Annotated in this window: 13 protein-coding genes; 11 read left to right on the top strand and 2 right to left on the bottom strand. The window is 67.2% G+C overall.

All coding sequences use genetic code 11. The features are described from left to right. Positions 1–47: 47 nt before the first annotated feature. The 9 genes from CW348_RS02060 to CW348_RS02020 all read left to right on the top strand — a co-directional run bounded on the left by CW348_RS02060 (position 48) and on the right by CW348_RS02020 (position 9,356). Complete coding sequence (locus tag CW348_RS02060) at positions 48–1,277, top strand: CaiB/BaiF CoA-transferase family protein (protein ID WP_011291729.1); 1,230 nt, start codon at positions 48–50, stop codon at positions 1,275–1,277. A 121-nt stretch (positions 1,278–1,398) separates the two neighbouring features. Then, complete coding sequence (locus tag CW348_RS02055; RefSeq protein ID WP_011291730.1) at positions 1,399–2,160, top strand: FadR/GntR family transcriptional regulator; 762 nt, start codon at positions 1,399–1,401, stop codon at positions 2,158–2,160. A 485-nt stretch (positions 2,161–2,645) separates the two neighbouring features. Continuing rightward, on the top strand, positions 2,646–3,824 hold the full coding sequence (locus CW348_RS02050) for an ABC transporter substrate-binding protein (protein ID WP_011291731.1): 1,179 nt from the start codon (positions 2,646–2,648) through the stop codon (positions 3,822–3,824). A 101-nt stretch (positions 3,825–3,925) separates the two neighbouring features. Beyond that, positions 3,926–4,813: a branched-chain amino acid ABC transporter permease gene (locus CW348_RS02045; RefSeq protein ID WP_011291732.1), complete on the top strand. Its 888-nt coding sequence runs from the start codon at positions 3,926–3,928 to the stop codon at positions 4,811–4,813. Further along, positions 4,810–5,754 carry a branched-chain amino acid ABC transporter permease gene (locus CW348_RS02040; protein ID WP_104612854.1) on the top strand — a complete coding sequence of 315 codons (945 nt, stop codon included), beginning with the start codon at positions 4,810–4,812 and terminating at the stop codon, positions 5,752–5,754. Before CW348_RS02045 ends, CW348_RS02040 begins: the two co-directional genes overlap by 4 nt. Next, positions 5,751–6,527: an ABC transporter ATP-binding protein gene (locus tag CW348_RS02035; RefSeq protein WP_011291734.1), complete on the top strand. Its 777-nt coding sequence runs from the start codon at positions 5,751–5,753 to the stop codon at positions 6,525–6,527. The genes CW348_RS02040 and CW348_RS02035 overlap by 4 nt, the downstream gene beginning before the upstream one ends. Continuing rightward, a complete protein-coding gene (locus CW348_RS02030) occupies positions 6,520–7,236 on the top strand; it encodes an ABC transporter ATP-binding protein (RefSeq protein WP_011291735.1) in 717 nt (238 codons plus the stop codon). The genes CW348_RS02035 and CW348_RS02030 overlap by 8 nt, the downstream gene beginning before the upstream one ends. A gap of 87 nt (positions 7,237–7,323) precedes the next feature. Further along, positions 7,324–8,826, top strand: coding sequence for an MFS transporter (locus tag CW348_RS02025; protein WP_011291736.1), 1,503 nt, complete (start codon positions 7,324–7,326; stop codon positions 8,824–8,826). A 32-nt stretch (positions 8,827–8,858) separates the two neighbouring features. After that, complete coding sequence (locus CW348_RS02020; RefSeq protein ID WP_016188579.1) at positions 8,859–9,356, top strand: nuclear transport factor 2 family protein; 498 nt, start codon at positions 8,859–8,861, stop codon at positions 9,354–9,356. 259 nt (positions 9,357–9,615) lie between these two features. Here CW348_RS02020 and CW348_RS02015 read toward each other — a convergent pair whose 3' ends face one another. Both CW348_RS02015 and CW348_RS02010 read right to left on the bottom strand, forming a co-directional pair. After that, positions 9,616–10,404, bottom strand: coding sequence for an amidohydrolase family protein (locus CW348_RS02015; RefSeq protein ID WP_011291738.1), 789 nt, complete (start codon positions 10,402–10,404; stop codon positions 9,616–9,618). A gap of 7 nt (positions 10,405–10,411) precedes the next feature. Then, a complete protein-coding gene (locus CW348_RS02010) occupies positions 10,412–11,161 on the bottom strand; it encodes an SDR family NAD(P)-dependent oxidoreductase (RefSeq protein ID WP_016188580.1) in 750 nt (249 codons plus the stop codon). Positions 11,162–11,455: 294 nt separating this feature from the next. Between CW348_RS02010 and CW348_RS02005 the strand changes: the two genes are divergently transcribed. Both CW348_RS02005 and CW348_RS02000 read left to right on the top strand, forming a co-directional pair. Beyond that, entirely contained in the window at positions 11,456–12,247 is a 792-nt protein-coding gene (locus CW348_RS02005) for an enoyl-CoA hydratase/isomerase family protein (protein ID WP_016188581.1), read from the top strand. Next, positions 12,247–13,890 (top strand): ATP-dependent acyl-CoA ligase, encoded by a 1,644-nt coding sequence (locus CW348_RS02000; protein ID WP_011291741.1) that lies wholly within the window; start codon positions 12,247–12,249, stop codon positions 13,888–13,890. The genes CW348_RS02005 and CW348_RS02000 overlap by 1 nt, the downstream gene beginning before the upstream one ends. Positions 13,891–14,008 lie beyond the last annotated feature (118 nt).

Below are 14,008 nucleotides of genomic sequence, written 5' to 3'. Positions count from 1 at the left end.
TACCCGTTCCAACCCCCTTCGGTACGGCTCTTCGAAAGTAGGCGAACATGACGGAGAACAGGGCCGGAGCAAACGGTCCCCTCGCCGGGGTGCGGGTGCTCGAACTCGGGTCGATGTACGCTGCGCCCACGGCGGGGCGGATGTTGCGGGACTTCGGAGCCCAGGTCATCAAAGTCGAGGATCCGAAGACCGGGGACTATGCCCGGCAGTGGGTGCCGCAGAAGGATGGCCTGTCGCTGGGGTTCTCCCGGCTCAACTCCGGTAAGCGCTCGATCGGCGTCGACCTGCGCAAGCCAGAGGGCCAGCAGCTCGTCCGGCGGCTGGCGGCCCACGTGGACGTGGTCGTCGAGTCGTTCCGGCCGGGACGACTGGAGGAGTGGGGGCTGGACTATGCGGCGCTGAGCGCCGACAATCCCGGCCTGGTGCTGACCCGGGTCTCCGGTTTCGGGCAGACCGGCCCCTACCGGGAACGGCCCGGGTTCGGCACCGTGGCCGAGACCGCCTGCGGGTTCGCCCACATCAACGGGTGGCCCGACACCCCGCCGACCGCGCCGCCCTTCGGGTTCGCCGACTCGATTGCCGGTATTTCCGCGGCCATGGGGACAGCCATGGCGCTGTTCCGCCGGGAGCGGACCGGCAAGGGAGACGTGGTGGACGTGGCCCTGTACGAGCCGTTGATGTTCATCATCGGCGACATGGTGCTACGGTACACGGCGCTGGGTGAGGTGCAGGGCCGGATCGGCAACGACACCGGTGCGGCCTCGCCCCGGGGCATCTACCGGGCGGCCGACGGCAAGTACCTGGCGATTGCCGCGTCGAGCCAGACGATCGCGGCCCGGCTGTTCGCAGCGATGGGGCAGCCCGACCTGATCAAGGACCCGCGGTTCGCGACCAACGCGGCCCGGCTCGCCAACAACGAGCTGGTGCAGAAGCAGGTCTCCGACTGGGTCGGCTCCCTGCCGCGCGACCAGGTGCTGGCCATCCTGGAGGAGCACGAGGTGGTCAGCTCCCCGGTCAACGACGCCAGCGACATCGTGGTCGATCCGCACTTCTTGGAGCGCACGCTTGTGCAGATCACCGGCAACGAGAAGCTGAAGTCGGTGCTGATGCCGGGCCCGGTGCTGCACATGTCCAGCTACGCAGGTCCCGAATACCACGGAGTGCCCGAGATCGGCGAGCACACGCACACGGTGCTGGCCGAAGAGTTCGAATTCTCCGAAGCAGAGCTCGCGGAACTCGCTGATCAAGGTGTGATCAGCGCTCCCGCGAAGCAGTGAGCTGAGGAACCGCGATCCACTCCTCCGCCGGGCTCGCGAAACGGTCGCATTCGGGATTTGGGGTCTGTGCTTTTCCCGGAGATAAACCGTCGTGAAATCGGCGGGGGAGTGGAATAGCGGTATGCTGCCGAACATTATGAGTGGATTTGGGCCATCCGGCGTCACATGGGAACGGCGTAGCGAGAAGGTCTCCGAGATCGTCGCGCGGGAGATCGTGCGCGACATCGCTAAGAGACGCCCCGCTCCGAATTCCGTTTTGGAATCCGAAAGCGCCATGATCAAGCGCTACCAGGTAGCGCGCGGTTCTCTCCGTGAGGCGCTACGCATCCTCGAAGTGCACGGGCTGATCCGGATGAAACCGGGGCCTGGCGGAGGTCCGGTGCTGTCCGAGGTGAGCAGCCGCGACTTCGGTCGGATGGCGACTCTGTTCTTCCAGGTACTCGACATTCGGTTCTGCGAACTTGTTGAGGCCCGGCTCATGCTGGAGCCGTTTATGGCCCGTCTGGCAGCCGAGCGGCACGACCCGAAGGACCACGAGGAACTGCGGGCTATCGTGCAGCAGGGGTTTGCCGCAAAGACCACGGATGCGTGGTTGCAGGCCACCGACGCGTTTCACACCAAAGTCCTGTCGATGTCCGGCAACGGCTTGCTCACGCTCATTGCGTGCGCGTTGAAGGACATTTTCACGGAACGCGCTTCGACTATCTATGTGGCTAATGAGGGCGATCACATCAGGGAGACCCACTCGGAGATCGCAGAAGCGGTCATCGGGGGCGATGCGGAGACCGCGGAGCGCTTGATGCGGGAGCATCTCCAGGAATACGCGGATTTGGTTGCGGAACGCGAACCGACCTTGATGAACGAGGTCGTCGACTGGCGTTGAGCAAGAATCAACCCCGGGAAACCTGCCGGGGCGACAACCGCTGAATTCGGGGACAATCCGCGTCCGGAATCGTTGCTCAGCGCGACGGCTGGACGAGGGCTGGTGACCACAACACCCCGGTCACGGTCGGCTGCAGTGGGCGCGTCGGCCGTGACCGGGGTGTTGTCGTTGGAAGCTCGTGCTCGCGAGGCCTGCGGAATGTGACCTCTGGCACTCACCTGCCTCCTATTGATATTAATAGTTATAATCTCGTGAATCTTTGGCGGTGGACTGTTCTCGAAACCCTACAGAACGTCATAACTGCAGGTTGCAGTGGGTGGAGAGAGAGCCTTGTGGCGGGTGGGGCCAGGCTGATGGACCTTGCAGGTTGTGGCCAACGGCTCTAGAGGAGTCCGGACGGACTAGACAGTTGTGACCTGGACCTCTAACGTGACAACCATCACGATAATCATCACGATTACGTGGTCAGCGTGATTGGAGCGTCCATGAACATGCGCAAGAGCTGGTCCCGCACCCTGCTCGCCGCCACCGGAGCCACAGCGCTGCTCGCCGCGGCCGCCTGCGGCACCAACGAGGCGGGAGAAAGCAGCTCCACGGGAGAGGGGCTGCCGGACACCATCAAGATCATGTCCATCAAGGAGATGACCGGCCCCGTCTCCTTCGCAGGTGAGAACAGCACCAAGGGCATCGACCTGGCGGTCGAACAGATCAACGAACAAGGCTTCCTGGGCGACACCAAGCTGGAGATCGACCTCAAGGACGCCTCGGACAGCACCCAGGAGGCTGCCAGCCTCGCCACCCAGGCCGTCTCGGACAAGTCCTACTCCGCGATCCTCGGCCCCGGCCTGAGCAGCCAGGCTTCCGCGATCTCCCCGATCGCAGAAAAAGGCGAGATCCCGGTCATCTACTACCAGGCGGGAAGCGACGGTGTCCTCGTCGGCGACTACACCTACCGCGTGACCGCTCCGGCCGCCTCCTACTACCACATCATCGGCGACTACCTGGCCGAGAAGAAGGTGAAGACCGCCGCCGTCCTCTACACCAGCGGCAACCCCACCCTCACCGAGCTCGGTGAGAAGGCGGTTCCCGGGGTGATCGAGGAGAACGGTGTCACCATCAAGCGTTCCGACACGGTGAGCAACGACACCCAGGACTTCACCGCCGTCACCTCCGAGATCATCAAGGCCGACCCCGACGCTGTCTTCCTCCTGCTGCTCGGCCCGCAGAACCCCCGTGCGGTGAGCCAGCTCAAGCAGAAGGGCTACGACGGCGAGATCATCGGCATGACCACCATGGGCGCCGGCAACCTGGAGACCGCCGGTGAGGACGCCGCAGGCGTGGTGTGGCCCAGCAACTTCAGCGCCCGCAGCGAAGTCCCCTCCACCCAGGAATTCGTCAAGGCCTACGAAGAGAAGTACGGCGAGCTGCCCAACAACTACGCCGCCGAAGGCTACGACGCCGTGTGGCTGCTGGCCCGCGGCATCAAGGAAGCCAACAGCGCCGACCGAGTCGCTATCCGGGAAGGCATCGCCAAGGTTGCCGCTGAAGGCTTCGACGGCGCACAAGGCCCCCTCAGCTTCGAGAACAACGACGTCCGTGTCGAGGGCGTGATCGCCAGCTGGAACGGCTCCGAGGAAGTCGTCGTCACGCTGGGTGATGACTGATCCGGTCCGCGGCTACTGGTGCCCAACCAACTATCCGGAAACACGATGAACAGGCATGACACACGCGTGTGGCAGGAGACGATCGAGAGGAGGGGTCCGCTGTGGAAATCCTGATTAACGCGGTCACCCTCGGATCGCTGTACCTGCTGTTCGCGCTCGGCATGAGCGTGGCGTGGGGAACGATCGGCATCCTCAACTTCGCCCACGGCAGCACCTTCATGTTCTCGGCGATGGTCGCCTACTACACGGTGCAGATGGTGGCCCTGCCGATGTGGGCCATGATCCTGCTCGGGGCCGCAGTGGGCATGGTGCTGTCCGTCCTGACCCAGGCGCTGATCTTCAACTTCATCCTGCGCCGCAACCCCGACCTGCTCAAAGCGGAGATGCAGATCGTGGTGGGCGGTATCGGTGCCGCCAGCGTCCTGCTGGCGATCGCCCAGCACTACACGAAGAGCGTGCCGTTCGGTTTCTCCGCCAGCACGTTCAAGACCACCACCTACCAGCTCGGCGCCATACACATCTCCAATGTGCAACTGGTCATCCTGGTGGCAGCCTTCGGCCTGGCCGGCCTGGCTGCATGGTGGTTGAAGTCCGCCCGGGCCGGGCTGGCGCTGCGAGCAATCGGGGTCAACCCCGAGGTCGCCAGCCTCATGGGGGTGGACCGTGGCCGGATGGCGTTGGGCACCATGGCCGCGGCCGGCGCACTAGCCGGAACCGCGGGCATCCTGCTCACCTACTACCTGGGCTCCATTGCCGCCGAAACCGGCGACAGCTTCCTGATCAGCGCGTTCGCCGCGATCATCCTGGGCGGTATCGGATCGGTCATCGGCGTGGTCGTCGGGTCGATGATCCTGGCGCTCGCCGAGACGCTCGTGGTGACCCAGCTGTCAGGTACCTGGGCCAGCGCGGTGGCTTTCGGGCTCATCTTCGTGGTGCTGCTCTTCCTGCCCCGCGGCATCTTCGGCCGTAAGGAGGTACGGCGGACATGATCGGCTGGTACGAGGCCAACATCGTCCTCATCGAGGCCACCTTCCTCAACTTCCTGCTGGCGCTGAGCATCCAGGTGCCGCTGCGGGTGGGTGTCTTCTCCTTCGCCGGGGTCGGAAGCTACGGGCTCGGCGCCTACACCGCGGCCATCCTCACCATCCGCTACGACGTGCCGGCGTTCGTCGCCATCGGTGCGGCTGTCGTCTTCGCAGCCGTGGTCGGCTACCTGTTCTCCCTGATCGTCGCCCGGCTCAACGGCCTGTACCTGGCCATGGCCACGATCGCGTTCGTGTTGATCATCTCGGTGCTGGCCACCAACGGCGGCGAGCTGACCGGTGGGGCGAACGGGCTGTACGGGGCGCTGAGCGACCTGACCACCGGCGGTGTGGTCGCGGTGTGCGTCGTGGTGGCGTTCCTGCTGGCACTGACCGAACGCGGCCCGCTGCGCCGCCGGATCGAAGCGGTCCGCGAAGACCCGGAACTGTCGATGTCCATGGGGATCGGCGTCGTCACGGTCCGCCAGATCGCCTTCACCGTCAGCGGTGCGCTCGGCGCCTGCGCCGGAGCGATGAACGCCCTGCTGCGCACCACGGTCTCCCCGGAGGAGATCAACTTCCACCTGATCGTGCTCGCCCTGACGATGGTCATCATCGGCGGGTCGCGCTCCTGGATGGGTGCGTTCATCGGTGCCGTCATCTTCACCTGGCTGCCGAGCATGCTGGCCACCACGGGCCGCTGGCAGGACGTGGTGTACGGCCTGATCATCATCCTCGCGGCGATCTTCATGCCCACCGGGCTGCTCGGGCTGGTGCAGAGCCTGTACCAGAAGCTCCGCGGCCGGTCGCGGACCGCGGCCCCCGCAGAGCCGCCCGCCGAGGAGGCGGTGGAGGAACGCGCGATGCTCCAAGCCCTCAGCGGCGAGTCCAAGGAGGGGGTGCGATGACCACCACCGAGACCGCGGCACCCTACGTCCTCGAAGCCGAGGATGTGGCGGTGCACTACGGCGGGATCAAAGCCGTGGACGGTTTCGGGCTGCGGCTGCCACCCGGAAAGATCTACGGCATCCTGGGCCCCAACGGGTCCGGGAAGAGCACCTTCCTCGCCGCGGTAACGCGGCTGGTGCCGCTGACCCGGGGACGCCTGCTGCTCGACGGCAAGGAGTACCACAGCGAGCCGCCGATGAAGCTGGCCCGCAAAGGCCTGGCCCGCACCTTCCAGACCGTGCGGCTGCTGCCCGAGCTGACCGTCTTGCAGAACGTCCAGCTCGGCGCGGACATCAACGACCCGCGGGGACGGCTGCGGTCCTGGCTGGGACGCGACCGGCCCTCGGAAGCGGTGGAAGAAGCGATCGAGCGGACCGGTCTGGGCGACGTCCGGAACGCCTGGCCGACCGAGCTGTCCTACGGCATGGCCCGGCGGGTAGAGATCGCCCGCGCGCTGGCGGCCCGGCCCCGCCTGCTCTTACTGGACGAGCCCACCGCGGGCATGAACCACTCCGAGCGGCAGGAAGTCTCGGAGCTGATGCAGAAACTGCGGGACGAGGGACTGGCCCAACTGATCGTCGAACACGACGTCCAGATGATGGTCGACACCTGCGACCACCTCGTGGCGATGAACTTCGGCTCCCTGGTGGCGGAAGGCTCGCCGCAGGAGGTCGTCTCCCACCCCGCGGTGCAGGAAGCCTACTTGGGAAAGCGGTGGCGGTCCCATGCTTGAGATCCGCGATCTGCACGTCAGCTACGGAAAGATCGAGGCGGTGCGCGGGGTCAGCGCATCCGCGTCCCCCGGCAGGATCACCCTGGTCCTGGGCGCCAACGGCGCGGGGAAGACCACGACGCTGCGGGCGGCCATGGGGCTCCTTCCCGTCCGCTCCGGTGAGGTGCTGCTGGACGGCAAGCCGATCACCGGCCGGCCCACCCACCGCATCGTCCGCGACGGTCTCGTCCTCGTTCCTGAAGGACGGCAGGTCTTCGCGCCGTTGACCGTGGAGGAGAACCTCATCCTCGGCGGCTACACGGTGTCCAAAGAGAAGGCGGCCGAGACCATGGAACAGGTCTACGAGATGTTCCCCATCCTCAAGGAGCGGCGGAACGGCCCGGCCGGCCTGCTCAGCGGTGGGGAGCAGCAGATGCTCGCCTTCGGGAGGGCGCTCATGTCCTCTCCGCGGGCGATGATGCTCGACGAACCCTCCATGGGGTTGGCGCCCACGATGGTCGAGTCGGTGCTGAGCAGTGTTCGCAGCATCGCCGACTCCGGGATCGCGCTGCTCATGGTGGAGCAGAACGCTGAGATGGGACTGGAGATCGCCGACGACGTCGTGGTCGTGGCGCGCGGCGAGGTCGTCTTCAGCGGCCCCGCCGAACAGGCCCGCCAGAACTCTTCGGTGGTCCGCGCTTTCCTCGGGGAGGCAGCGCTCAGTTCCTGACCGTAGGCGTCGGGGCCGTGCAGTGCACGGCCCCGACGTGTGTCACGAGACGTTCCAGCCACCCAGCGACGACGGAGGCGGTAAAGCGTGGCAGCAACCCCGGCCGCAGTCCCCCACATCTCCCCACTCCGGGTCATCGTGCCGCTCGTGTTGGGCGGCCTGACCTATGCCATGTCGCAGAACGCGATCGTCCCGGTCCTCGCGGAGATCCAGCGCGCCACCGGCTCCACGGCAAGCGAAGCGGCATGGGTGGTCACCGGTTTCTTCATCTCGTCCGCGGTGCTCACCGTGATCGCCGGACGGCTGGGGGACCTGTTCGGCCGCAAGCCGGTGCTGCTCATCTCCCTCGGCCTGTTCGCGCTCGGCGGGCTGATCGCCGCGGCAGGCGGAACCCTGGGCGCAGTCGTGGCCGGGCGGGTGATCATGGGCGTGGCCGGCGGGGTCTTCCCCTTGGCGTTTGCGCTGCTCGGGCAGCTGCTGCCCCGGGACCGGGCCGCGTTCGGCATGGGCCTGGTCAGCTCCATGCTCGGCCTGGGCGGTGCCCTGGGGCTGCCCGTGGGCGGCCTGGTCGCCGAATACTTCGGCTACCAGGGGCTCTTCTGGGGTTCGGCGGCTATGGCCGCCGGCTCCGTGGTCGCGATCGCGCTGCTGGTCCCGGAACCGCGCCGCCGCGGTCGCGGCCGGGTCGACTGGATCGGCGCGACCCTGCTGACATTCTCACTGACGACCGGCCTGCTCGCGGTGAGCCGGGGCGCAGAGTGGGGTTGGTCGTCCACACCGGTGCTGGCCCTGGCGGCCGTGGGGGTCATCGGACTGGTCGTCTTGCTAGGGGTGGAGCGGAGGATCCCCGATCCGCTGATCGACCTGCGGTTGATGCGGCAGCGCAACGTCTGGCTGGCCCACGTGATCGGCTTCCTGACCACCTGCGGGCAGATCACCACGTTCCTGCTGGTGCCGCAGATGGTGCAGGCGCCCGCTGAGGGAGGAACCGGGCTGGGCGTGGGGGTGACCCAGGCGGGCCTGTACCTCCTGCCGTTCTCGATGACCACCCTGGTCGGGGGTGCGCTGACCGGGAAGGCCGTGGCCCGGTTCGGGATCCGGCCCTTGATGGCACTGGGCGCGGCCTCCGCTGTCACCGGTCTGTCGATCCTGGCGTTCCTCCCCGTGCAGCCCGCCACGGTCTTGCTCGGCGCGGGGATCACCGGGATCGGCGGCGGGACGATCTACAGCGCGTTGCCGGTGCTCATCGCGGAAGCCGTGCCGGAACGGGAGACTGGCACGGTCAACGGGATCAACACCATCATCCGCACGATTGCCATGGCGATCCTGTCGCAGGTGACCACGGTGGTGCTGGTGGTGGGGACCCCGCCGGGCCAGGACTATCCGCTGCGGGCGGCGTTCACCGTCGACTTCAGTATGAGCGCGCTGCTCAACCTGCTGGCGCTGCTCCTGGTGCCGTGCATCGTGGTGGCCGGGGCCCGCCGCGGCCGGGGAGGCGGTAAGGCGGATGCGCACCCGAAGGCTGCCGCGGTCAGGCGGGAGGAACCGGCCGCGGAGGAGAGCGAACAGCGGAGCTGGCCACCCTCCTGACAAAAAACATCGGATGATAGGGAGACTGAGGGATGGTTGAGGACGTTGCGCGGCGGCTGCGCCGCCTAGAAGACCGGGCCGCGATCCACGACCTGGTGGCGCGCTACGCCCTGGCCGTCGACGACCACGACTATGCCGCCCTGCAGGGCATGTACGCCGCGGATGCGGTCTTCCGCCACGCGGGGGCGGTCCTGCGCGGCCGGGAGGCGATCGTCGCATTCCTGCAGGAGCGGGCGCACCTCAACGGCAAGACCGTGCACACGCCGCACACCGTCGTCATCGACTGGGTCGACGACGATACGGCGCGGGGCACCGTCACCGGGCACGCCGAGATCGAACGCGGCGGGGAGTTCCTCGTCGCCGCGTTCCGCTACGACGACACCTACGTCCGCGACGAGGGAGCCTGGAAGTTCCAGGAGCGCACCACGAAGTTCCGCTACGTCGCCCCGGTGGACGCCCTGAAGGAGCTCTTCCGCAGCCCACTGACCGTGCGCTGGCCGGGAACCGATCCGGTCCCAGGCGAGTGGTAGGCCCAGCAAAGGAGGTGCCGGGGCGGCCGCGGAAGCAGCCGCCCCGGATCCGTCCCGTCGCAAGGTGAGGTCCGGTACGGGCGGGACACCTCTGGAGCCGGTGCCGGGTCCCTCCCCTGACGCCGACACCGGCCCCGGGTCCCGCTCCGCGCCTCCGCACCAGGGGAAAAGCAGGGGCACGGAGCGGGAGCTTCAAGGGAAGGTGGTGCGGTGCCGTGTCCCTCACCGCACCACGCCAGTGTGCCGGATTTTCCCCAGATTAGCTTTCCATGCCGAGAATGCGGGCGAGGTTGCCGCCGAGGATCGCGGCTTCGTCGTCCGGGTGGAGTTCGAGGCGCCGGATCGCTTCGATCTCGTCGGCGGGGTCGACCATCGGCCAGTCGGAGCCGAAGATGATCCGGTCAGGACCGTGCCGGTGCACGATCGCGCGGAGCCGTTCCGTGGGGATCTCGGCCAGGCCGGGCGGCCAGGAGGTCTCCAACACGATCGGCAGCCCGACCACGTACTTCTCTGCCTCGTCCAACCGCCGGAAGCCGCCGAAGTGGCAGGCCATGAACCGCAGCTTGGGGAAGTTCCGGGCGATGTCGACGATCATCTGCGGCGTGGAGTTCTCGTTGGCGCTGCCCTGACCGCCGAAGCCCACGTGGGTGATGACCGCGATGTCTGATCCGAAGGCGTCGAACAGGGCCCACAGCCGCCGGTCGTCCAGGCGGAACCGCTGGAACAGCGGGTGGAGTTTGACGCCCTTGATGCCGTGGCGCTGGAGGATCTCCATGTTCTCCTCGACCGACAGGTCGAGGTGGATGGTGCCGAACGGGGTGAGCCAGTCGCTGCGCTGCGAGGAGATGAACTCGTTGGCGCGCTCCACGTGGCGGGCGTGGTCGGCGATACCGAAGGCGACGCAGTGGTCGATCCCGGCAGCGTCCATGGAACGCTTCAGCCCGGCCACGGTGCCGTCGAACTTCGCTTCCATGCCCGGAACGCGTCCGGCCAGGGCTTTGGCCGCGATCTTCTCCGGCCAGACGTGGGTGTGTGCGTCGATGATCATGATGGCCTCACAGTTTCCCGGACTCGCCGCCGTCGATGACGAAGATGGAGCCGGTGATGAAGTCGGAACCGGGGGCGGCCAGCAGGCAGGCCAGCGGGACGAGCTCGGAGACGTCTCCCATGCGCTTGGCGGGGATGCGGCGCACCCGGCGGTGGAGCAGGTCGGGCGACTCCAGGACCGCGCTTTGCGCGTCAGTGGCGAAAGCGCCGGGGGCGATGCAGTTGACCTGGATGTTGTGGCGGGCCCACTCGGCAGCCAGGGCTTCGGTGAACCGCGCTACGGCGCCCTTGGAGGTGGAGTAGCCGACCAGTCCGGGCTTGCCGCGGATACCGGTGGTCGAAGCGATGTTGATGATCTTGCCGCTGCGCTGCGGGATGAAGTAGCGGCCGGCGGCTTGGGCCAGGGTCATCGGGGCGATGACGTTCACCTCGAAGGTGGTGCGCCACTGCTCGATGGGCTCGGTGGCGAAGTCGGCTGCCGGGGCCACGCCGGCGTTGTTGACGAGGATGTCGATCCGTCCGTGCCGTTCGACGACGAGGTCGACGAGGCTGTTGAGCGACTCCGCGTCGCGCAGGTCGACGGTGGCGGTGGAGATGCGCTCCGGGTTCGTGGCCTCGAGTTCGCGCAACTGGTCGGTGGAGCGGGCTGCTCCGACGACGAGCGCGCCGCGTTCAGCGTAGCCGCGGGCGATCGCGGCCCCGATTCCCCGGCTCGCACCGGTGACGAGGGCGACCTTGCCGTTGAGTTCTCCCGCCATCAGATCCACCCCCTCACGGAACGCGGCATGGGGGATACGGGGTAGGGGCGGATCAGGGGTCGGTCCAACACCGGTGACTCTCCTACTCGTGATTGACTGCTGCGGGATCTCTGCTGTTGGCTAAGTGGGCGTCTCACCGCCCAGGAGCCGCATCGGACCTCTACCTCCGGCAGCCACAATTAATTATTATAATGATTATGACGCCATGGCGCTAGGGCGGTGCGGTTAACACAGTGGTGTGACCGCTCGAATATTAATCATGAATATGATTATATGGTAAGTATGGGAGGTGCCATGGCAGAGGAAGCCGTGCTCGTCGAACGACGAGGACAGGTCGCCTGGATTCGACTCAACCGCCCCGAACGGCTCAACGCCTTCGACGGACCAATGGCGCGGGCTGCGGTCAAGGCGATCGAAGACTGCAGCGTCGACAGCGGAGTCATCGTCATCACCGGCCAGGGACGAGGATTCTGCGCTGGTGGATACCTGGCCACCATGGACAACCCCGACCCGCGGGAAGTGCGCGCCATGTACGAGGGCTCCCTCGCCCTGCTGGACGCGATCCGCACCTCGCCGCGCCCGGTCATCGCCGCCGTCAACGGCCCGGCAGCCGGCGGCGGCAACGAATTGGTCATCGCCTGCGACCTGGCCATCGCCTCGACGAAGGCCACGTTCGGGCAGACCGGCCCCCGGGTCGGCAGCGCCCCCGTCCTCGGCGGCACCAACATCATGCCGATCCAGATCGGCGAGAAACGCGCCAAAGAGCTGTCCTTCCTCTGCCGCCGCTACACCGCCGCCCAGGCGCTGGAGATGGGACTGGTCAACGCGGTCGTTGAACCTGAGGAACTGGAGTCCACCGTCGAGGAGTGGGCAGCGGAACTCCTCGCGCTCAGCCCTCGCTACCTGGAGATCGCCAAGATCAGCTCCAACCTGTGGTGGAACAGCGCCCGTGACTCCTTCCGCTCCGGCATCGGCATGCTCGCCCAAGCCATCGCCAGCCACGACATGCTCGAAGGGGCCCGGGCCTTCGCTGAGAAGAGGCCTCCCCGGTTCGCCCCTCTCTTCACCAGCCCCGAGGAGAACTGATGCGCACCTATAAGGATCTCCGTCCTGCCTTCCCGAACCGTGAGGACTGGGCCCTGCCCACGGTGCTGCGCCACCGCGCCGCCCAGGCCCCCGACGCGATCTACCTCGACACTCCGGAAGAGGGCCGGCGCTGGACGTACGCTGAGACGCTCGCCACCGCCGAAAAGGTCGGCCGTTCACTGCTCGCGCACGGCGAGCCGGGAGACCGGGTGCTCATCATGGCCCGCAACTCCTCGGCGTTCATCTTCACCTGGCTCGGCAGCGCCATGGCGGGCATGGTCGAAGCCCCCATCAACACCGCCTACAAGGGCGACTTCCTCACCCACCAGGTGCGTGTCGCACGTCCCCGCTGGGCCGTGATCGACGCCGAGCTCGCCGACCGCTTCACCGACGTCGCCGACGAGATCGAGGACATCGAACGCTTCTGGGTGATCGACAACGGCGACGTCGACCAGGCGATCGACAAGCTGCGCAAGGCCGGATGGCAGGCGGAACGGTGGGAGGACCTGACCGTCGACCGTGACGGAGAACTGCCCGAGGTCTCCCCGCGCTCCCTGGCCTCCATCTTCTTCACCTCCGGCACCACCGGGCCGTCCAAGGGCGTGGCGATGCCGCACGCGCAGATGTTCTTCTTCGCCGCGGAGACCGCCTGCCTGACCCGGCTCACCGACAAGGACGCGGCCATGGCGGTCACCCCGCTGTTCCACGGCAACGCCCAGTTCATGTCGGCCTACCCCGCACTGATCAGCGGCGCCCGCTTCGTGCTGCGCAGCCGGTTCAGCGCCAGCCGGTGGATCGACCAGATCCGGGAGTCGCAGGTCACGGTCACCAACTTCATCGGCGTGATGATGGACTTCGTCTACAAGCAGCCGCGCCGACCCGATGACGCCGACAACCCGCTGCGCTGCATCTTCGCGGCTCCCACGGCTTCCTCCATCCTCGAAGACTTCAAGAAGCGCTTCGGTATCGAGGCGTTCGTCGAGGTCTTCGGCCTGACCGAGACGTCCGCGCCGATCCTGTCGCCCTACGGGGAGGACCGGCCTGCGGGTGCGGCCGGACTCGTGGCCGACGACTGGTTCGACGTGCGCCTGGTCGACCCGGAGACCGACGAGGAAGTCCCCGTCGGCGAGGTTGGCGAACTGGTGGTGCGGCCCAAGGTCCCGTGGATCACCAGCCTGGGCTACTACGGCATGCCGGAGAAGACCGCCGAGGCCTGGCGCAACCTGTGGTTCCACACCGGGGACGCGCTGCGCCGCGACGAGGAGGGCTGGTTCTACTTCGTCGACCGCTACAAGGACGCCCTGCGCCGCCGCGGCGAGAACATCAGCTCTTATGAGGTGGAGCAGGCGATCCTCGGCTACAAGTCGGTCGTGGAGTGCGCGGTCGTCGCCGTGCCCGCCGACGTGGACGCGGGCGAGGACGAAGTGATGGCGTGCGTCGTGGTGCGCGAGCCCACCACTCCCGAGGAGCTGTGGGAGTGGTGCGACTCCCGTCTGCCCGCCTTCGCTGTCCCGCGCTACCTGCGCTTCGTGGAGGCGCTGCCCAAGACGCCCTCGGAGAAGGTGCAGAAGGCGGTGCTGCGGGAGCAGGGGGTCACCACGGACACCCACGACCGGGAGAAGTACCGGCAGCAGCAGAAGTAAGCCACGCGTGACCGGTCGTCGGCGAGCCGACCGGTCCGCCTCCCCCGGGTGCGGCGTCCGGGGCCGCTGAGCGGATGCCGCACCCGGCGCCGGGGCCACAGGCGGGGCCCCGGCCCGC

The sequence above is a fragment of the Thermobifida sp. genome (assembly GCF_017577275.1).
Classification (GTDB): Bacteria; Actinomycetota; Actinomycetes; order Streptosporangiales; family Streptosporangiaceae; genus Thermobifida; species Thermobifida fusca.
This window is presented reverse-complemented; position numbering and strand designations above follow the sequence as displayed.

Excerpts from the sequence above, each read along its gene's own strand:
- CW348_RS02060 (WP_011291729.1), top strand. The coding sequence starts at position 48 with ATGACGGAGAACAGGGCCGGAGCAAACGGTCCCCTCGCCGGGGTGCGG.
- CW348_RS02055 (WP_011291730.1), top strand. The coding sequence starts at position 1,399 with ATGCTGCCGAACATTATGAGTGGATTTGGGCCATCCGGCGTCACATGG.
- CW348_RS02050 (WP_011291731.1), top strand. The coding sequence starts at position 2,646 with ATGAACATGCGCAAGAGCTGGTCCCGCACCCTGCTCGCCGCCACCGGA.
- CW348_RS02040 (WP_104612854.1), top strand. The coding sequence starts at position 4,810 with ATGATCGGCTGGTACGAGGCCAACATCGTCCTCATCGAGGCCACCTTC.
- CW348_RS02035 (WP_011291734.1), top strand. The coding sequence starts at position 5,751 with ATGACCACCACCGAGACCGCGGCACCCTACGTCCTCGAAGCCGAGGAT.
- CW348_RS02030 (WP_011291735.1), top strand. The coding sequence starts at position 6,520 with ATGCTTGAGATCCGCGATCTGCACGTCAGCTACGGAAAGATCGAGGCG.
- CW348_RS02020 (WP_016188579.1), top strand. The coding sequence starts at position 8,859 with ATGGTTGAGGACGTTGCGCGGCGGCTGCGCCGCCTAGAAGACCGGGCC.
- CW348_RS02015 (WP_011291738.1), bottom strand. The coding sequence starts at position 10,404 with ATGATCATCGACGCACACACCCACGTCTGGCCGGAGAAGATCGCGGCC.
- CW348_RS02010 (WP_016188580.1), bottom strand. The coding sequence starts at position 11,161 with ATGGCGGGAGAACTCAACGGCAAGGTCGCCCTCGTCACCGGTGCGAGC.
- CW348_RS02005 (WP_016188581.1), top strand. The coding sequence starts at position 11,456 with ATGGCAGAGGAAGCCGTGCTCGTCGAACGACGAGGACAGGTCGCCTGG.
- CW348_RS02000 (WP_011291741.1), top strand. The coding sequence starts at position 12,247 with ATGCGCACCTATAAGGATCTCCGTCCTGCCTTCCCGAACCGTGAGGAC.